This is a genomic window from Yersinia rohdei ATCC 43380 (assembly GCF_000173775.1).
GTDB classification, from domain to species: Bacteria; Pseudomonadota; Gammaproteobacteria; order Enterobacterales; family Enterobacteriaceae; genus Yersinia; species Yersinia rohdei.
On sequence record NZ_ACCD01000009.1, the window covers coordinates 40,448 to 60,310 of the forward strand.

Here is a 19,863-nt window from a genome sequence, read left to right on the forward strand (position 1 = left end):
CCCACAGGGTGAAACCCCTGCACCGGACTCACTCATGAGTTGGGCTAGTATCGCCGCCAGCACTTTTACACAGTGAAAGAGGCCGGGTATAACTTACTTTTCCGTGGCGGTTTGCTGTGCCTGCTGGGCAATCTCCGCATCGAGCTGCTCAATTTTAGCCAGCATCAAATTGCGGCAATGTTCCGACAACTCGCGCACGCGATCTTTGCCATAGCCGGTGGTATCCACTGGCGGCATGATTTCTACAATGACTTTGCCATTCGACCAACGGTTTAGGTTGATGTTGTTAGTGCTGGAAACACAGATTGGCACAATGGGCACGCCAGCGGCGATGGCAGCATGGAAAGCACCGGTCTTAAAGGGCAGCAAACCACGTCCACGGCTACGAGTTCCTTCTGGGAACATCCAGATAGATACATTTCTTTTTTTAACCTGCTCAACTACTTGAGCGATAGTCCCATGCGCTTTGGCGCGGTTATCGCGGTCAATCAACAGGTTGCCGGTCAGCCAATATAATGGGCCAAATAAAGGCACCCACAGCAAACTCTTTTTACCAACAGTGACGGTACCGGACTGCACCACATTCGACATGGTGACCATATCGTAATTATTCTGATGGTTAGCAATATAGATGCAAGTCCCGTAATTCGCAGCTTCTGCCGGAATTCGCTGTTCTACCGTAATCCCAAACAGCACGGACATCCGGCCAAAAAGATGGGCAAACGTCGCGAGATTACGCGGATTTCGTGGACGAAACAGGCAATAAATCGAGCCAAATACACACACTAGGACACAATATAAAACAGCCAGTACAGTGCGCAAAATTAATAACATAACAACCTCTTAAACACTTACTTATAGACACGTAATCGGCGCTAGTATAACGGCTTCCAAGCAAAATACCGCCAAGATTCCTTACCATCATGATGTTACGCGACAGCGCACGCAAAATGCGCGCACCGCCTGTTACATTTATTCGCCGCAACCCTAATTACGTTGAATATTACTCTTCGCTGTCTAGTGGTTCTGCCCGTTCTGGGGCATCAACATCAACACGATCAATACGTTGCAATCCACGGGGCAGTGGCGAACCTTTCCGACCACGTTCGGCACGGAATTTCTGCAAATCTTCTGGCCGTAAGGTTAGCTTACGTTTACCGAAATGAAGTGTAATAGATGTTTGAGGAGGTAAAACAAACAGCCATACCAGACGATCTTTACCCGCCGCCGCATCCGGGGCAGGGATTGAGACTATCTTATTACCCTTACCTTTTGATAATTCAGGTAAATCTGCAACTGGGAACATCAACATACGGCCAGCTGCTGTAATGGATAACAGCATGTCATCCGGCCCATAAATTTCCAGCGGCGGCAGCGCTTTGGCATTTTCCGGCAAGGTAATCATCGTCTTACCGGCACGGTTTTTAGCAATCAAATCATTGAAAGTACAAACAAAACCATAACCTGCATCTGATGCCATCAAGAGTTTTTGATGCTCCGGTGCCATCAAGACCTGTTCAATAGTGGCCCCCGGCGGCGGTGTTAACTTACCGGTCAGCGGCTCCCCTTGACCACGAGCAGATGGCAGGGTCAGTGGGTCTAGCGCGTAACTACGCCCGGTCGAGTCAATAAAGACCACCGGCTGGTTGCTCATGCCCCTGGCGGCGGCACGGAAACTGTCGCCCGCTTTATAATTTAAGCCCGTCGGGTCAATATCATGACCTTTGGCGCTACGCACCCAGCCCATTTCAGACAAGACAATCGTTACTGGCTCAGAAGGCACGATGTCATGGTCACTCATGGCCTTGGCTTCAGCGCGCTCTTTCAGTGGTGAGCGGCGATCGTCACCATAAGCGGCGGCATCGGCTTGAATTTCTTTTTTAAGCAACGTGTTGAGTTTACGTTCTGATGCCAATAATGCCTGTAACTGATCGCGTTCTTTAGCCAGCTCATCTTGCTCCCCACGAATTTTGACCTCTTCCAACTTGGCTAAGTGGCGGAGTTTCAGCTCGAGGATAGCTTCAGCTTGAGTTTCAGAAATCGCGAAGTGCTGCATCAGCAGCGGCTTGGGTTCATCTTCGGTGCGGATGATATGAATAACTTCATCAATATTTAGGAAGGCAATCAATAAGCCTTCTAAAATATGCAACCGCTTGAGTACTTTTTCCAGACGATAATTCAGGCGATTACGCACTGTTTGGCGGCGGAAAACCAGCCACTCGGTCAGAATTTCCAACAACCCTTTCACTGATGGCCGATGATCCAAGCCAATCATATTCATGTTAATGCGATAGCTTCTTTCCAGATCGGTAGTGGCGAACAGGTGGTTCATCACTTGATCTAAATCGACGCGATTAGTGCGCGGAACAATTACCAGACGAGTAGGGTTTTCATGGTCAGATTCATCGCGTAAATCCTCAACCATCGGCAATTTTTTAGCGCGCATTTGGCTGGCAATCTGTTCCAGCACTTTAGCACCAGAAACCTGATGCGGTAATGCGGTGATGACAGCGCTGCCATCTTCTTTCTTCCACAAAGCCCGCATGCGCACTGAGCCGCGGCCATTCTGGTAAATCTTCCGAATATCATCACGCGGAGTAATGATTTCTGCTTCGGTCGGGAAATCTGGCCCCTGCACAAACTCCAGCAACTCATCCAGCGATGTTGCAGGTTTATCAATAAGTGCAATTACCGCTTGTGCAATTTCGCGCACATTATGCGGTGGAATATCGGTTGCCATCCCCACGGCAATCCCAGTAGTCCCATTGAGCAGGATGTTGGGTAACCGCGCAGGTAGCGTTTTCGGCTCCTGCATGGTTCCGTCAAAGTTTGGCGTCCAATCTACTGTTCCCTGCCCCAATTCACCCAGCAGCACGTCGGCATATTTAGATAAACGAGATTCGGTATAACGCATCGCCGCAAAGGATTTAGGGTCATCCGGCGCGCCCCAGTTCCCTTGCCCATCAACTAAGGGATAGCGGTAAGAAAAAGGCTGCGCCATCAATACCATAGCTTCATAGCAGGCACTGTCGCCATGTGGATGGTATTTACCCAGCACATCACCCACGGTACGAGCAGATTTTTTGAATTTTGCGCTATTGTTCAGCCCCAGTTCGGACATCGCGTAAACAATGCGCCGCTGTACGGGTTTCAAACCATCGCCGATAAACGGCAACGCCCGATCCATGATGACGTACATGGAATAATTCAGATAGGCGTTTTCAGTAAAGGTGTGCAGCGGTAGGCGCTCTGCACCGTCATGAGTCAAATCACTCATTACTCAATTATCCTCAGACTCTGGAGGCGATCACTGTACGTCAAGATCGGCACCGCAAGTTTATTATCGATTTCTGTCCGCGATAGTACCTCATCTGCGGGGCCACTGTCACAACCCACAGATAATCTCAACCTTTCATCCTTAGCAGGGATATTTCTCCCCTATCCCAGTAAAAAAATGTTCATCGCCTTAATTCATCCTTTTTGTTGCTTATTCAGCAACAGTGTTATGCATTATTGCGTATTTTTCTCTGGCGGCGAAACCGTTAGCATACTCAGCATTCCGGGTTGGGCAGTTTCAAGCCCCCCGCTTCAGAAGGATTATATCAATGAGCAACGTATTAATTATTAACGCAATGAAAGAATTTGCGCACTCTAAAGGGGCGCTAAATCTCACTCTCACTAATGTAGCTGCCGAGTATCTACAAGAAAATGGCCATCAGGTTAAAATAACCACGGTTGACCAAGGCTATGATATTGAAAGTGAAATTGAAAATTATCTGTGGGCCGACACCGTGATTTATCAAATGCCAGGTTGGTGGATGGGCGAACCTTGGATTTTGAAAAAATATATCGATGAAGTCTTCACCTATGGCCATGGTCGTCTGTATCAAAGTGATGGTCGTACCCGCTCTGACGCGACTAAAGGCTATGGTTCTGGTGGTTTGATTCAGGGTAAAAAATATATGCTTTCAGTGACTTGGAATGCGCCACTCGAAGCCTTTAATGACCCAAACCAGTTCTTCGAGGGTGTTGGCGTTGACGGTGTTTATCTGCATTTCCATAAAGCCAACCAATTCCTTGGGATGGAACCATTGCCAACATTTATGTGTAACGATGTGATTAAACAACCTGATATTGAGGGCGATATTAATCGCTACCGTCAGCATCTGGCTGAAAATTTTAACAGCCAGACGGTTTAATTTCCCCGACCCAAGTTGGGCATGACATAAGTTGAGTGAATGATGATTACTGTTTTTGCAGAAATAAAAGTGAAACCGGGACGCCGCCAAACCGTGTTGCAAGCTATAGAAAAGTTGCGACCGGCGGTACTGGCAGAAGAAGGTTGTGGCGGCTATGCACCGATGATTGATGTACCGACTCAACTTGATTGGCAAAAAAACTCGCCGGACTCTATTTTCATGTTGGAAAAGTGGCAGAGTGTTCACCATTTGGAGCTACATTTGCAAATGGAACACATGCATCAGCATCGTGAAGTGATTAAAGATGATGTACTGGGCGTAAGCATTCATATTCTTGATAACGCTTAGTCCACTTGCTTGAAATTACAGGGGAGTTAAGGGCGATTACTTAAGCCAATCACTCCCCTTAATCTGTTCACTGACATAATCCAGGAAACAGGTAATTCGAGCTGCAAGCTGAGTATTACGATAATAAACCGCATTAATTGGCTGCCAGGTTTCCAATGTTTGGCTGGCCATCACCTCAACTAAACGCCCCGCAAGTTGATCTTCTCGGGTCATAAAATCAGATAATTCGACGATCCCCTCGCCTTGTAAAGCCAGTAACCGCAGGGTTTCACCGCTGGATGCGGCCAGATTAGGGGTAATTGACGAGCGCCCGCCGGGTAAATGGGGCAACGACCACTGATTGAGAAATTCTGGCTGGGTGAACCCCAATAGGCTGTGATTTGCCAGCTCATCAATAGTCTGGGGGGTGCCGTGGCGTTGCAGATAATCGGGGCTGGCAAGGATGCGCACCCGGCTGGCTCCCAGCAAACGCGCATGAATAGTTGAGTCACGTAGCGCGCCGATGCGAATAGCAATATCCGTGCGTTGCTCAAGTAAATCGATGTTTAGATCATCGGTATTCAGCTCAAGAATAATCTGCGGATATAACGCCCGGAAACCGGTAATCATCGGCACAATGACATGCTGCATAAAAGGCGCGGCTGCATTCACCCGCAGCCGCCCTGCGGGCTTCAGTTGCCGCAGAGCAATTTGTTCTTCAGCATCATCGACAGCACCGAGGATCTGCCGCGCATGGCCGAGAAACAACTCGCCCTCTTCTGTGAGTTCCAATCGCCGAGTGGTGCGGCGCAGCAATGTCGTCGCCAGCTTTTGCTCCAGCCGGCTTAATGCACGGCTGATACCCGACGTGGTTTGACCCCGCTGCTCCGCCGCCGCAGTAATAGAGCCGCAGTCAACTACCGAGGTAAAAGCCTGCAACTCTTCTAACGTCACTTTCATCGATCAGACCTCGATTTCAGCGGTATCCCCTTTCTCTTGCAGCCAATTGCGGCGATCTTCGGAGCGCTTCTTCGCCAGCAGCATATCCATCATTGCCATCGTCTTATCAATGTCATCATCACCGATGGTCAACTGCACCAAACGCCGCGTGTTCGGATCCAAGGTTGTTTCACGTAACTGCAACGGGTTCATTTCACCCAGCCCTTTAAAGCGCTGAACATTTGGCTTACCGCGTTTGCGTTTCAGTTGTTCCAAAACACCGGCTTTCTCTTCTTCATCCAGTGCATAAAACACTTCTTTACCCAAATCAATACGATACAGCGGCGGCATTGCTACATAGACGTGCCCGTTGCGAACTAAAGCACGGAAGTGACGGACAAACAGGGCGCACAGCAAAGTCGCAATATGCAAGCCATCGGAGTCCGCATCCGCCAGGATACAAATTTTACCGTAACGTAATTGGCTCAGGTCTTCGCTGTCGGGATCAATACCAATCGCCACTGAAATATCATGGACTTCCTGCGAGGCGAGCACTTCATCTGAAGAGACTTCCCACGTGTTGAGGATCTTACCTTTCAGCGGCATGATCGCCTGATATTCTCGGTCACGAGCTTGCTTGGCAGAACCCCCAGCGGAATCCCCTTCCACCAGAAACAGTTCCGTCATGCTCAAATCCTGCGAAGTACAGTCCGCCAGCTTGCCGGGTAATGCTGGGCCGCTGGTCAGTTTTTTACGTACCACTTTCTTCGCCGCACGCATTCGCCGTTGGGCGCTGGAAATCGCCAGTTCAGCCAACTGTTCGGCCGCTTGCACATTCTGATTCAGCCACAGGCTGAAAGCGTCTTTTACCACACCGGACACAAAGGCAGCACATTGACGTGAGGAAAGTCGCTCTTTCGTCTGCCCCGCAAATTGCGGATCCTGCATTTTTACTGACAACACGTAAGCACAGCGTTCCCAGATATCATCAGCCGAGAGCTTGACGCCGCGCGGCAGAATATTGCGGTATTCGCAAAAATCGCGCATGGCATCCAGCAAGCCCTGACGTAACCCATTTACATGGGTGCCGCCCTGCATGGTCGGGATCAAGTTGACGTAGCTTTCAGTCAGCAGCTCGCCCCCTTCCGGCAGCCATAATAGCGCCCAGTCAATCGCTTCGGTATCACCGGCAAACGATCCCACAAAGGGATCTTCTGGCAAGGTAACCCAGCCATTAACGGCTTCCATCAGATAATCAGTCAGGCCGTCGGCATAACACCAACGCTGCTCAGTATTATTCACCTTATCTTTAAAGATAATTTCGACGCCAGGGCACAGTACCGCTTTCGCTTTTAACAAATGCGACAATCGGGATACCGAGAAACGCGGGCTGTCGAAGAAAGAAACATCCGGCCAGAAATGCACGCTGGTACCCGTATTGCGTTTCCCACAAGTACCAATAACCTGTAAATCCTGCACTTTATCGCCATTTTCGAAGGCGATGCTGTAGATTTGGCTATCGCGGCGCACCGTGACTTCTACCCGCTTGGATAAGGCGTTAACAACTGAAATCCCTACGCCGTGCAAACCACCAGAAAACTGATAGCTTTTATTAGAGAATTTGCCGCCTGCATGCAAACGACACAAAATCAGTTCAACCGCAGGAACGCCTTCTTCTGGATGGATATCAACCGGCATCCCACGGCCATCATCAATCACCTCCAGTGATTGATCGGCGTGCAGAATAACGTCGATGCGGCGAGCATGTCCTGCCAGCGCCTCATCGACACTGTTATCAATCACCTCTTGACCAAGGTGGTTTGGCCGCGTGGTATCCGTGTACATTCCCGGACGACGACGCACTGGTTCTAAACCGCTGAGTACTTCAATGGCATCAGCGTTATAGCTGGATTCAGTCATGGTTGATTTTCGGCTAATGGTTGGAAGGCTAGACATACCCGACAGGCCATAACAGCCTGCGATACAATACCCACGCGAGTCACAAAGCGACTCAATTTATTGGCGCGGGTGATGCTTAAACTGCCAGAGGTCAAGCTGTGGCTAGCCCTAAAAAAGTTACAATCGGGGAGAAATAATGATCAAAGCCAACAAAGGCATGATTTCCACCTGATTCTACTGTTTGCCGGCAAGGGGTGTAATAGGCCACCGCTTGGCGGTAATCGAGGATTTCATCCCCGGTTTGTTGCAATAACCAGAGCAAATCCGGTGATTCCAACTTTTCAATCTGCATGGCTTTCAGATCGTAAATATGTCGAGACTCTAACACATATTGTTGCCCGGTGTAGGGGTTCTCATTTTCCCCCAAATAATCGCTGAGCAGCTCAAAGGGCCGCACTGCCGGGTTAACTACCACCGCCGGAATACTAAAGCGCTGGGAAAGCCAGGTCGCAAAATAACCACCAAGGGAAGAGCCAACAATACCAATGGATTGCCCGGCTTTATCCATCACGATGCTTTCCAGCATTTCTGCGGCTTCTGCCGGATAAGGCGGTAATTGTGGTATCAGCATTTCAATATGAGGGTGGTGGTGGTGCAACCAGCTTTTAAAAGTGGTCGCTTTGGCCGAGCTTGGAGAACTATTAAATCCGTGAATATATAGAAGCGTACTCATCAATAACCATCCGAGTCCATGTCCGGGCAAAACTCATTACTGGCTAACCGACGCACTTCAGTTTCAAGTCTTCCATTAGGCAGTAAATCGAGGTAGCGCCATCCCGGTGCCACAGTATCTAGTGTGAAGTTAGTACAGTGCGGTTTGAACTGCACACAAGTAGAAGGGCTGGCGAGCAAGCGCTTACCATACCAGTCGAGATCCAAATCCTGATGGATATGGCCGCACAGTAATGTCGTCACGTGCGGATAGCGCGTCAGCACCGCCGCCAGCATATGCGCATTACGCAAACTGTGCTGGTCAAGCCAAGTACAGCCAGAAGGCATTGGATGATGATGCAATAACACCAGTGTGTAGCGTTCTGGATGTGCCACCAGGCAACGTTCCATCCACTCCAACTGATGCTCACTCAGCTCACCATAAGGAACACCGAAAACCTGACTGTCTAATAACAGAATTTGCCAGTTTTCACCGACCAAAACTTGCTTTGACGGCGCAATGCCAGCATCGGCTAAAGCATCGACCATCGCAGGTTGGAAATCATGATTACCTGGGAGCCATACGCAAGGGGCAGATAGACGTGAGATACCCTCTGCAAAATTTTTATAAGCAGCGACAGAATGGTCCTGAGCCAAATCACCGGTTGCCACAATAAGATCAAAGGGATGCTGCTCCGCAATGATCGCATCCAACACCGCGCGATAACTGCGAGACGTATTCACACCCAGCAGAGTCTCATGCTCGCCCGCGAAGAGATGGGTATCTGTTATTTGTAAAATTCTGACCCTGGCCCCACTCGCCATAGGCAGTTTAAACAGGCTTTCCAAATGGTGTCCTTGTTTTTGTACCCTTTCCTACCCTATTTATCAGGTATCTTTACCCGCTGTAGGTCAGGCTATAAGTCTGTCTAACAAACCGGAACTGCCACTGCTCCATGCACTAAACAATAGCGCAACCAGTCAGCAAGAAACTGGTTAATTTGATGCTTTTCGTCCCGCTGATGCAACTTTTTATTAGGATAATCATAACTTGCTTTGAAGTAGGAGATCTGCTGACTTGCACACACTTCCGCGACCTTCGCATCATGATAAATCCGCACCGCCATAGACGGCAGGCTCCAGTGACTCAGTACAGGGGCTGTTTGCACAATCTCTACTACCGAAGTGTAGCGGGTCGATTCAATAATTGTCAGTCGATAACTTGCGCCATTAACCTGATAAGCCACATTTTCGCCCACTTCATCAACACGTGGTATCAAACGACACAATTGCGCGAAATTCATTTCGCATACCCGCATCATCTCAGGAAAATCAGGTGTGTAGCCTTTGCCCATTATTATACTCGCTTTTTACGACTGCCATTCTGCTCTCAAGGATTGATGGTGCAGCGCCAACCATTGTAATGCAATGATTGAAGCTGCGTTATCAATAGCACCTTCGTCAACCCAACGACAAGCTTGTTCACGGCTGACAACATGCACCCGAATATCTTCGTTTTCGTCGGCCAGACCATGAATACCTTTGGCGGTGGTTGCATCAACTTCACCCACCATGATGGACAAGCGCTCACTGGTACCCCCCGGGCTGGCTAAATAGCTGAGCACCGGTTTGCAGCGGCCAATATGAATTCCCGCTTCTTCCACGGCTTCACGACGCGCAACGTCCTCGACACTTTCGCCCTCTTCTATCATCCCGGCTATCATCTCTAATAACCAAGGCGACGGGCTGCTGTCAATGGCGGCAATCCGCAATTGCTCCACCAGCACCACTTCATCTCGCACCGGGTCATATGCCAATAACACGGCGGCATGGCCGCGCTCGAAAATTTCGCGTTTGACTTCCCCACTCATTTTGCCGTCAAACAGACGATGGCGAAACCGGTATAAATTCAGTGAAAAAAAACCACGGTATAAGGTTTCACGTGCGATAATTTCCACATCATTCTTGTCGAAAGTCACCGGTGAGGGTTGTTTTGAGGTCATAAAATTCTCCTTATTGAAGTATCTCGCCTAATTTGTGATTTTTGATGACACCCAAATGACACCACATAAGGTCGGTAACTGGGCAATTATACTTTTATTCTTCATGCTTTTTTATTAAAAGTATCACCACGTCATGGACTTCGCGCCATATCCTGACAGACTTAACGCAAGCTACCAGATTTTAAAATAGCAGGTATCATTAGTTGATAAATATCAGCTAATAGATAGAAATGAGCTTGCGAACAAATAATAGTAGCGGTTTTATAAACACAGACTGATAGCAAGGATTTGATAAGAGATTGGGTAACCCGTCTGCCGGGAGCAAATTTAGGCGCTACTGGGCGAGCCTTATGGATGGGCTGAGTATTAATCGCAACAAAGACCCCAACATCTTGACTGATGATGGCGATAAACATGGATAGATCCAGATGAGTTGTCTGAATACTCGTTTAGGTTTGTGATAGATTTAAGTAAATTTAGGCAAGATGGCACAATCAGCCACCTTATCCCATTGGCAGACTCTGATAGAATCGGCAACAATTCGTCTATCGACAGCTACCATAATAATATTGCCGCACAACTGCTGCACAACAAGGACTGCAAATGAAGAAACTGCTCCCCCTTCTTATCGGGCTGAGTCTGGCTGGTTTCAGTACCATGAGCCAGGCAGAGAACTTGCTGCAAGTTTATAAACAAGCCAGGGATAGTAACCCGGATTTGCGCAAATCCGCGGCTGATCGCGATGCTGCATATGAAAAAATTAATGAAGCTCGCAGCCCACTGCTACCACAGCTTGGTTTAGGTGCGGGTTACACCCATACCAATGGTTTCCGTGATGCTTCTGACAACCCGGATAGCAATGCGACGTCAGGTTCATTACAACTGACCCAAACCATTTTCGATATGTCGAAATGGCGCGCACTGACTTTACAAGAAAAAGCCGCTGGTATTCAGGATGTTACGTTCCAAACTAGCGAGCAAGCGCTGATCCTGAACACTGCAACTGCTTATTTTGCCGTACTGAACGCCATTGATACGCTGTCTTATACAGAAGCGCAGAAGCAATCTGTCTATCGCCAGTTAGACCAAACAACTCAACGTTTTAATGTGGGTTTAGTGGCGATTACTGACGTGCAGAACGCCCGTGCCAGCTACGATACCGTGTTAGCGGATGAAGTTACGGCCCGCAACAACCTGGATAACGCGCTGGAAAATCTGCGTCAAATTACCGGTGTTTATTACCCAGAGCTGGCGTCACTGAATGTTGACCGCTTAAAAACCGAACGCCCGCAAGCCGTTAATAACCTGTTGAAAGATGCTGAAAAACGTAACCTTTCTTTGCTTTCTGCCCGTTTGAGCCAAGATTTGGCACGTGAGCAAATTAAATCAGCAGAAACGGGTTATATGCCAACCATCGATTTGACTGCATCATCTTCAGTCACTAATACTCGTTACAGTGGTGGCACCCCAAGCACTCAGCAAGTCAACAATGATGCAGGTCAGAACAGAATTGGCGTGCAACTGAGCTTACCGCTATACAGCGGTGGCGCGACGAATTCTACGGTGAAACAAGCCCAGTATAACTTCGTCGGAGCCAGCGAGCAGTTGGAAAGCGCTCATCGCAGTGTGGTGCAGACGGTACGTTCCTCATTCAATAATATCTCAGCCTCAATCAGCAGTATTAAGGCTTATGAGCAGGTGGTTATTTCCAACCAAAGCTCATTGGATGCAATGGAAGCCGGTTATCAGGTCGGTACTCGTACCATTCTGGATGTGTTGACTGCGACAACCAACTTGTATCAGTCCAAACAACAACTCGCCAACGCGCGTTATAACTATCTGATTAATCAGTTAAATATAAAATCCGCTTTGGGTACGTTGAACATGAACGACCTGATGGAACTGAATGGCGTATTGGATAAACCAGTACCAACCTCAGCGACAGCTCTGGCACCGGATAATGCCACCCAAAATGCCTACGCTGATGGCGATAACGCTCAGTCGGCACCACGTGTCACCCCGGTTAGCCAACCGACGACAGCGGCTCCAGCCGCTGCACGTAATGGTAATCCATTCCGCAACTAATTCTTATTGGTTTGCCTCCGCCGGGCACAGTATTAAGCTGTGTCCGGCTTATTTTTTTACGCCTCTTTTTTTGCGACCAAGCATTTTTCGCCCATGAAAAAAGCGAGGTTGCCCGCATCATTTCGTATAGCTTTGTAAAGTCTGCCGCTCACTGCCCCTCACGCTTTAATTTCATACACATTTCCCCTATTCTTAGGGCACTTACTGGGATAAAGGGCATTCAATGCCCAGAAAAGAGACAAATAACGATGAAACGGACTCAAAACATCCATCAAGAGACTTTTCGTAAATCCTGGCGCACTTACCGCCTCGCGCCAGTTGCTTTAGCTGTCAGTGCCGTATTTATGCTAGCTGGCTGCGAAAAAACTGATGAAACAGTCTCTTTGTACCAAAATGCAGATGACTGCTCTCAAGCGAATCCGTCAAAGAGCGCGGAATGCACCACGGCTTACAATACGGCTTTGCAGGAAGCGGCTAAAACAGCCCCTAAATATGCAACCCGTGAAGACTGCGTTGCTGAATTTGGTGAGTCACAGTGTACTCAGGCACCAGCGCAAGCGGGCATGGTACCCACCTCTTCATCTACGAGTGAAACCGCAGCCGCTGCACCACAACAAAGCGGCAGTATGTGGATGCCATTAATGGCAGGTTATATGATGGGCCGAATGATGGGCGGCGGAGCAAGTCAGCCATTATTCACCTCTAAAGCACCCAATAGCCCAGCGAATGGCAAGTTTGTCGATGCAACCGGCAAAAACTTCGGTTCAGCGACCACTGGGCGCACCATGACGGTACCGAAAACCGCAATGGCACCCAAACCCGCAGTAACCAATACCATCACCCGTGGCGGTTTTGGTGAGTCTGTGGCAAAACAATCTACTATGCAGCGTAGTGCAGCAACATCTTCTAAAACCAGCACGCGCAGCATGGGTGGCTAAGGTCTGATTAATGAAACGTTTAGCGATTAGCGAACGCCCGGACTAGCGCGAAAAAGCCACTGAATTTGGTTTTCGTTTTCACACCATGTATGGCGAGCCGTACTGGTGCGAAGATGCCTATTATGAATTCACACTGGCACAAATTGAAGAGCTGGAAGACACCACCGCAGAACTGCATCAGATGTGCCTGCAAGTGGTTGAAAAAGTAGTAAATAGTGACCAGCTAATGGCTAAATTCCGCATTCCAAAGCATTGCTGGGATTTTGTCCGTAGCTCATGGCGAACCAACCAGCCATCGCTTTATTCTCGTCTTGATCTGGCTTATGACGGTGTCAATCCAGCAAAATTGCTGGAAAACAATGCAGATACCCCAACTTCATTGTATGAAGCCGCCTTTTTCCAATGGTTATGGTTGGAAGACCAGGTCAACGCGGGCAATTTGAGCCAAGATTCAGACCAATACAACAGCATGCAAGAAAAGCTGATTGAGCGCTTTGTTGACTTGCGTGATAACCACGGCTTTAGTTTGCTGCATCTGGCCTGCTGTCAGGATAGCGAAGAAGATCGCGGCACAGTGCAATATCTGCAAGATTGCGCACTGGAAGCTGGTCTGCCGACTGAATTCATGTTTATGGAAGAGATAGGCTTAGGGGAAAAAGGGCAATTTACCGACCTCGATAACCACGTTATCAGTAACTTGTTCAAACTCTACCCGTGGGAATTTATGTTCCGCGAAATGTTCTCCACTAAGCTGGAAGATGCTGGCGTACGTTGGCTGGAACCGGCCTGGAAGAGCATTATCTCCAATAAAGCATTGCTACCACTGCTGTGGGAAATGTTCCCAAATCACCCTAACCTGTTACCTGCTTATTTTGCTGAAGATGACCATCCCGCTATGGATCATTATGTCACCAAGCCGTTATTCTCACGCGAAGGTGCCAATATTCAGATAGTAGAAAACGGTAAAGAGGTTGCTCGAGTCGACGGGCCATACGGCGAGGAAGGCATGATTGTTCAGCAATTCCACCCATTGCCTAAATTTGGCGATAGCTACACGTTAATTGGCAGTTGGCTGGTTAACGATCAACCTTGCGGTATCGGTTTGCGTGAAGATAAAGAATTGATAACCCAAGATCTTTCACGTTTTTACCCACATATCATTTTGGGGTAAGACCGCGGATTAAATAAGGGAAGGCAACCGCCTTCCCTTAATTTTTAGGTAAACTCGGAATCGAGCACCTGAGCACTGGCTTACTTCACTTGTCTTTTAAAACAAATAGTACCTATCCGGCACCTTCCCCTCGGCTTAGCTTTGTGAGTCATTATTCTCTTACCGCTAATAACAACTATAACGCTAAGGGTATTTAGCCGATTTGCACTGACAGCATACTTAACGACCCCATCTCAATCCCATCAGTTGCAATCGAAATTGGCTCCACGCCATCCCAGCTTCCCAATACATACAGTAATGGCAAATAATGTTCAGGCGATGGGTTGGACAACGCCGCCCCTTCATGCTGCATAAAGTTGACTAATGGGTGGTTATCACCTTGATAAATAATATTATCTTTCACAAACTGGTTGAAAGATTCAGCCCAAGGATACGGGCTTGTATCGCCCTGCCATCTCACCATCCGCAAGTTATGCACCACGTTACCGCTGGCGATAATCATCACCCCCTGCTCACGCAGCACTGCCAATTTACGGCCTAACTCATAGTGATATTCCGCCGGTTGGGTGCCATCGATACTCAGTTGCACCACAGGAATATCTGCCTCAGGATACATTTTAATTAATACTCCCCAGCTCCCATGATCTAGTCCCCATTCACTGGTATCAGCCCGCACGGCGATAGGTGCCAGTAATTGCTGAATTTGTGCTGCCAGTGATGGTGAACCCGGAGCAGGATATTGCGTATCAAATAACGCCTGTGGAAAGCCACCAAAATCATGGATAGTCCGAGGTTGCTCCATGGCGGTTACTGCTGTTCCACGAGTGTACCAGTGGGCAGACACCATCAGAATAGCTTTAGGACGTGGTAATGACTCACCCAACGCACGCCATGCCTGGGTGTAACTGTTTTCTTCCAGCACGTTCATCGGGCTACCGTGGCCGAGAAACAGTGCAGGCATACGAGAGGTGTTCATAGACAATCCTTACTGTTAAGAAAAAGAGTAGCGCGGATGAGCTATGGCGGCTCAAAACCTCTGCGCTGACTATAAGCATTACATTACGCGCTTTTTTTTCATTACACAGCCGGATAACAGTGATGAAGATATTCAATAAATTTGAAGGGGAAATTTGAGCAGGGAAAGAGCAATTGAAATGCCGTGATGGTAAAAATAGCTGGGTTGTTCATATTCAAGAGAATAATAGCAACCCAGTGTCTAAGCCAAATTATCTATAGGCAATATCCGTTGATATTGCCATCAGAAATCAGCTGGCTTTTTTGGCATGTGCCTGGAGATACTCAGCCAAATCATCAATCGTCACAACTGGCATATTATGTAATTTCGCGAATTCAATAACTTCTGGCGCATGTGCCATAGTGCCATCGTCATTGGTCAATTCACACAGCACACCCGCAGGTTTGTAACCCGCCAATGTTGCCAAATCAATAGATGCTTCGGTATGACCACGGCGTGTTAACACGCCACCCGGCTGACCGCGCAGCGGGAATACATGGCCTGGGCGATTAAGATCAGCAGGTTTCGCGTTATCAGCAATTGCAGCGCGGATAGTCGTCAAACGGTCAGCAGCTGAAACCCCGGTTGTTACGCCTTTCGCCGCTTCAATTGTCACGGTAAATGCAGTTTGGAACTGGCTGGAGTTATGAGTCACCATCATTGGCAAATCAAGCTGTTGGCGGCGTTCGTCAGTAATACACAGACACACAATGCCACTACCATGACGGATGGTAAGAGCCATTTGCTCAACAGTCATGGTTTCAGCTGCAAAAACGATGTCACCTTCGTTTTCACGACTTTCGTCATCCAATACCATTACGCCACGGCCATGACGCAGCGCGTCAACAGCACGTTCTACACGCTCAACAGGCGTGCCAAAATCTGATAGAAGGGTCTGATTCATGGTAAAAAACCTCATTAAAATTATGGATTACCAGAATCAGGGCGGTCTTGAGGAGTAAAAGGCCATTTTCATCTAAAAATAGAAATAGCCGAAATAACGCAAGCGAGCTTTTAAGCCCAGCAGATACCGTTACTCTCTCCCATCCGGACTATAACCGTCGGCCCCGGAATTACACCGGATCTGCTGACCCCTACTTTGATTCTCTTCAACAAGAGAAACAAGGTGAGCGCTCGCGGGCTTTTGCACCACGACACAGAAATGCCGTAACACAATTTACCGCCGGTGGGGACTTGCACCCCGCCCTGAGAATAAGCCGTACAACTATAACTCCATTGATTGGTTGGAGCAATTCCCAAAATGGTGATGTGTGGAGGTTTATACAATTTGCATCTGGCATTACACTAGAGGAGGTAAATACACATCTAATTAGGGAAACGACATGATTGACCCGAAAAAAATTGAACAAATCGCCCGCCAGGTGCATGAGTCCATGCCGAAAGGTATTCGCGAATTCGGGGACGACGTCGAAAAGAAAATCCGACTGGTACTGCAAGCGCAGTTAACCCGTCTGGATTTGGTTAATCGTGAAGAGTTCGACGTACAAACTCAGGTCTTGCTGCGTACCAGAGAAAAGTTAGCTTTGCTGGAACAACGGATGGGCGAACTGGAAGCCAAATTCAACAGTACGGCTGCTGCGAGTGATGAACAAGCTGGCGAGTAATAAATGGTGAGAGGCTATCACTGATAATCAGGGCGCTCCTGTAGCGCCCTCAGTATAGGCTTATGACGGAATGACCTGTGCCCGCATGCGGGATATCAGTATCCATAGCAGAGAAAACATCAGTAAGGCGTATAAACTTTTCCAGCCAATCATTACCAACAATACACAACACAGGATACTGCCAGTCACTGACATCACCCGCGAACGCCCTCTCAACAAACGAATTCCTGCCAGCATACACAACAAATAAATCAGTACGAAAATACCATTAGCATAAACAATCAGCAGGTCTAAGGGCAGAGAAAGCCAGTAAATCAGCAACGTAAAGGCCAGACAGCTACCGACCACCACGGTAAGTGCATTAACCGGGGTTTTCCCGGCGGACAACTGTGCCAGCTTACTTTCCGGGCGCACTTGAGCCTGTGACCACACCATGCGGGCGAAGCTTTGGGTATAAATATTAACACTGGCAAAACAGGCTAAATAGCCAATAATGCAGGCAATCCACAGTGCATGTGCGCCAAACAGCTGCACCACAATACCGGGTAATGAGGCCGCAGCAGCCTGCTGTTCACCATAAGCATGAAAATGCAGCACCGCCACGGTACATCCCCAGTAAACGGCACCTGCAACCAATAACCCGACCATCAGGGCGCGCGGAAAATCACGTTCAGGATGACGGAATTCTGTTGCCAGATGGGCAAAAGCCTCCAGCCCGACAAAGCACCAGAACATCACAGCCAGCGCGCCGAACATATTAGGCAAGGAAATGTCTTGCACCTCAGGCCAGGGGATCTGTGATGGATGAATGTCACCCTGCCACCAAATAGCCACCACTAGCGCGATGACCAGCAATGCAATCAAGGTTTGGACATTAGCACTGGAGCCCGCACTGCGGGTTCCCAACACCCAGATAACCAGCAAAGTGGCCAACTGCACCATCAACAGCCCGCTATCACTCCAACCGAAAGTCGCCTGCCAAAAACCGGCAGCGATTTGGAGTGCCGCGGGTAAACCAACCGGAATGACAGATAAGAATAGCCAGCCAGTGACCTTCCCCAATTTCGGGCCAAAGGCCATTGTGACAAAATGAGCCGCACCACCCGCACTGGGGAAATGACGGCCTAAAGCAGCAAAAGCAATCGCGATGGGAAAAACCAATACAATCAATATCGGCCAAGCCCACAAACTGGCATCACCTGCCAGCATGGCCGCCAACGCGGGAACAGCAAAGACGCCAGTTCCCAGCAGTGAGGTGGATAGCAACCCGACACCCTGCGCCAGGCTTAACTCCTGTTTTAGTCCCACCCAATCCCCTTCTTAATTGACCTTGCAGCGGTGTTAGCTGCGCTCTCTCACCCAAATCACTGACCTGAGTCAGCTCATCGGGATTCACTCGTTTGCTGCCTATTTACAACGCCAATTAATTTGGGGATACCTATTAATTTGGGGATACCTATTAATTTAGGGTTAATAATATTAACGCTGGTTTAGCCACGGCCATTCTTGATTGACTGAATAATATTGGTGGTGGAAACACCATCTTCAAAATTCAGCACTTTAACCTCCCCACCTGCGGCCCAAACTTCGGCGCTACCGGCAATTTCATCTGGCTTATAATCGCCGCCTTTCACCAGTAAATCCGGTAAAATATCAGCAATTAAGCGCTGTGGAGTGTCTTCTTCAAAGGGCACGACCCAATCTACGGCTTCCAGTGCACCTAAGACAATCATGCGTTGATCCAATGGATTTACCGGGCGTTTTTCGCCTTTCAATCGTTTAGTGGAAGCATCGCTGTTAACTGCCACAATCAGCCGGTCACCCAGTTTGCGGGCATTGGCTAAGTAGGAAACATGACCCGCATGGAGAATGTCGAAGATGCCATTGGTCATCACGACTTTTTCGCCGCGCTGCCGGGCCTGCGCAACTGCTTTTTTCAGTTGCTGCTCATCCATCACGCCGAAACCGGTTTCAGCACGGCCACGGATAGCATTTTCCAGCTCAATTGGCGACACCGTCGAGGTGCCTAACTTACCCACCACCACACCGGCTGCTGCATTCGCGAGGAAGCAGGATTCTTCAAGGGTGTTACCTGCCGCCAATGCCGCCGCCAGCACCCCAATAACCGTGTCACCGGCACCGGTTACATCAAACACTTCTTGTGCTTGAGTCGGTAAATGTAACGGTGGCTTGCCCGGTTGTAGCAAAGTCATCCCTTGTTCAGAGCGGGTCACCAGCAACGCTGAAAGCTCAAAATCTGCCACCAGCCTCATCCCACGGCTCACCAATTCTTCTTCATTTTTACAGTGGCCGACCACGGCTTCAAATTCAGATAAATTAGGTGTTAGCAGAGTTGCGCCGCGATAACGTTCAAAATCGCTGCCTTTAGGATCGATAAGTACCGGAACTTTTGCTTTACGCGCCAGTTGGATCATCGGTTGTACGCAGCTCAACGCACCTTTGGCGTAATCAGACAGTACCAATGCGCCAATTTGTGGTAGCGCTTGTTGAATACGCTCAAAAATAGGCTGAGGGTCAACCCCATCAAAACCTTCTTCAAAATCCAGACGGATCAGCTGTTGGTTTCGAGAAAGCACCCGCAATTTGGTAATGGTTGGGTGAGTTGGCACCGAAACAAAATCACAGCGCACCTGGACTTCATTCAGCTTGCTGGTTAGAGCGCGCGCGGCATCATCAATACCGGTCAAGCCGACAAGACGGGAAATTGCGCCAAGGGAAGCGATATTCATCGCAACGTTCGCAGCGCCACCGGGGCGTTCTTCGATGGTATCGACTTTGACAACCGGCACTGGCGCTTCTGGTGAAATTCGGCTGGTTGGGCCATACCAATAGCGGTCTAACATAACATCACCGACAACTAATACACCGGCGCGGCGAAAATCAGGCAGTGTGACTTTCATACGTTAGCCCCCCAAAGTAAGCTGTCATTA

At 48.8% G+C, this 19,863-nt stretch carries 18 protein-coding genes, 1 pseudogene and 1 riboswitch; of the genes and pseudogenes, 6 read left to right on the top strand and 13 right to left on the bottom strand.

The window, feature by feature from the left end:
- Positions 1-93: 93 nt before the first annotated feature.
- Both YROHD0001_RS09845 and parC read right to left on the bottom strand, forming a co-directional pair.
- Positions 94-834, bottom strand: coding sequence for a 1-acylglycerol-3-phosphate O-acyltransferase (locus tag YROHD0001_RS09845; protein ID WP_032816771.1), 741 nt, complete (start codon positions 832-834; stop codon positions 94-96).
- A gap of 169 nt (positions 835-1,003) precedes the next feature.
- A complete protein-coding gene (parC, locus tag YROHD0001_RS09840; protein ID WP_004714492.1) occupies positions 1,004-3,277 on the bottom strand; it encodes a DNA topoisomerase IV subunit A in 2,274 nt (757 codons plus the stop codon).
- A 328-nt stretch (positions 3,278-3,605) separates the two neighbouring features.
- Between parC and YROHD0001_RS09835 the strand changes: the two genes are divergently transcribed.
- Together YROHD0001_RS09835 and YROHD0001_RS09830 are read left to right on the top strand one after the other, a co-directional pair.
- Entirely contained in the window at positions 3,606-4,199 is a 594-nt protein-coding gene (locus YROHD0001_RS09835) for an NAD(P)H-dependent oxidoreductase (protein WP_032816773.1), read from the top strand.
- 42 nt (positions 4,200-4,241) lie between these two features.
- On the top strand, positions 4,242-4,547 hold the full coding sequence (locus YROHD0001_RS09830; RefSeq protein ID WP_032816774.1) for a putative quinol monooxygenase: 306 nt from the start codon (positions 4,242-4,244) through the stop codon (positions 4,545-4,547).
- 36 nt (positions 4,548-4,583) lie between these two features.
- On the opposite strand, the gene YROHD0001_RS09825 is transcribed toward YROHD0001_RS09830, so the two are convergent.
- The 7 genes from YROHD0001_RS09825 to YROHD0001_RS09795 form a co-directional block, all read right to left on the bottom strand.
- On the bottom strand, positions 4,584-5,486 hold the full coding sequence (locus YROHD0001_RS09825; RefSeq protein WP_004714496.1) for a LysR family transcriptional regulator: 903 nt from the start codon (positions 5,484-5,486) through the stop codon (positions 4,584-4,586).
- Between the two features lie 3 nt (positions 5,487-5,489).
- Entirely contained in the window at positions 5,490-7,385 is a 1,896-nt protein-coding gene (gene parE, locus YROHD0001_RS09820; protein ID WP_004714497.1) for a DNA topoisomerase IV subunit B, read from the bottom strand.
- Positions 7,386-7,515: 130 nt separating this feature from the next.
- A complete protein-coding gene (gene yqiA, locus YROHD0001_RS09815; RefSeq protein ID WP_032816776.1) occupies positions 7,516-8,097 on the bottom strand; it encodes an esterase YqiA in 582 nt (193 codons plus the stop codon).
- Complete coding sequence (gene cpdA, locus YROHD0001_RS09810) at positions 8,097-8,924, bottom strand: 3',5'-cyclic-AMP phosphodiesterase (RefSeq protein WP_004714499.1); 828 nt, start codon at positions 8,922-8,924, stop codon at positions 8,097-8,099. Before cpdA ends, yqiA begins: the two co-directional genes overlap by 1 nt.
- Positions 8,925-9,004: 80 nt before the next feature.
- A complete protein-coding gene (locus tag YROHD0001_RS09805; protein WP_004714500.1) occupies positions 9,005-9,430 on the bottom strand; it encodes a DUF1249 family protein in 426 nt (141 codons plus the stop codon).
- Between the two features lie 15 nt (positions 9,431-9,445).
- Entirely contained in the window at positions 9,446-10,078 is a 633-nt protein-coding gene (nudF, locus tag YROHD0001_RS09800; protein WP_004714501.1) for an ADP-ribose diphosphatase, read from the bottom strand.
- Between the two features lie 161 nt (positions 10,079-10,239).
- On the bottom strand, positions 10,240-10,494 hold the full coding sequence (locus tag YROHD0001_RS09795; RefSeq protein WP_004714502.1) for a hypothetical protein: 255 nt from the start codon (positions 10,492-10,494) through the stop codon (positions 10,240-10,242).
- Positions 10,495-10,681: 187 nt separating this feature from the next.
- On the opposite strand from YROHD0001_RS09795, the gene tolC reads away from it, so the two are divergent.
- From tolC to YROHD0001_RS19295, 3 genes and pseudogenes are all read left to right on the top strand, one after another.
- Positions 10,682-12,163 (top strand): outer membrane channel protein TolC, encoded by a 1,482-nt coding sequence (tolC, locus tag YROHD0001_RS09790; RefSeq protein ID WP_004714504.1) that lies wholly within the window; start codon positions 10,682-10,684, stop codon positions 12,161-12,163.
- Positions 12,164-12,411: 248 nt separating this feature from the next.
- A complete protein-coding gene (locus YROHD0001_RS09785) occupies positions 12,412-13,101 on the top strand; it encodes a DUF1190 family protein (protein ID WP_004714505.1) in 690 nt (229 codons plus the stop codon).
- Between the two features lie 10 nt (positions 13,102-13,111).
- Positions 13,112-14,272: pseudogene (locus tag YROHD0001_RS19295) on the top strand (glutathionylspermidine synthase family protein).
- A 193-nt stretch (positions 14,273-14,465) separates the two neighbouring features.
- Here YROHD0001_RS19295 and ygiD read toward each other — a convergent pair.
- Positions 14,466-15,248, bottom strand: a complete 783-nt coding sequence (ygiD, locus tag YROHD0001_RS09775; protein WP_032816777.1) for a 4,5-DOPA-extradiol-dioxygenase — start codon at positions 15,246-15,248, stop codon at positions 14,466-14,468.
- A 289-nt stretch (positions 15,249-15,537) separates the two neighbouring features.
- The gene (gene ribB / locus YROHD0001_RS09770; RefSeq protein WP_004714508.1) at positions 15,538-16,191 is read right to left on the bottom strand and encodes a 3,4-dihydroxy-2-butanone-4-phosphate synthase; all 654 of its coding nucleotides are present in this window, start codon (positions 16,189-16,191) and stop codon (positions 15,538-15,540) included.
- A 127-nt stretch (positions 16,192-16,318) separates the two neighbouring features.
- A riboswitch (FMN riboswitch) is annotated at positions 16,319-16,505 on the bottom strand.
- Positions 16,506-16,630: 125 nt separating this feature from the next.
- Here ribB and ubiK point away from each other — a divergent pair.
- Positions 16,631-16,912, top strand: a complete 282-nt coding sequence (gene ubiK / locus YROHD0001_RS09765; RefSeq protein ID WP_004714509.1) for a ubiquinone biosynthesis accessory factor UbiK — start codon at positions 16,631-16,633, stop codon at positions 16,910-16,912.
- A 60-nt stretch (positions 16,913-16,972) separates the two neighbouring features.
- Here the strand turns inward: ubiK and yjeH are convergent, their stop codons facing one another.
- Positions 16,973-18,220 carry an L-methionine/branched-chain amino acid transporter gene (gene yjeH, locus YROHD0001_RS09760; RefSeq protein ID WP_004714510.1) on the bottom strand — a complete coding sequence of 416 codons (1,248 nt, stop codon included), beginning with the start codon at positions 18,218-18,220 and terminating at the stop codon, positions 16,973-16,975.
- 182 nt (positions 18,221-18,402) lie between these two features.
- A complete protein-coding gene (gene hldE, locus YROHD0001_RS09755; protein WP_004714511.1) occupies positions 18,403-19,833 on the bottom strand; it encodes a bifunctional D-glycero-beta-D-manno-heptose-7-phosphate kinase/D-glycero-beta-D-manno-heptose 1-phosphate adenylyltransferase HldE in 1,431 nt (476 codons plus the stop codon).
- Positions 19,834-19,863: the final 30 nt, after the last annotated feature.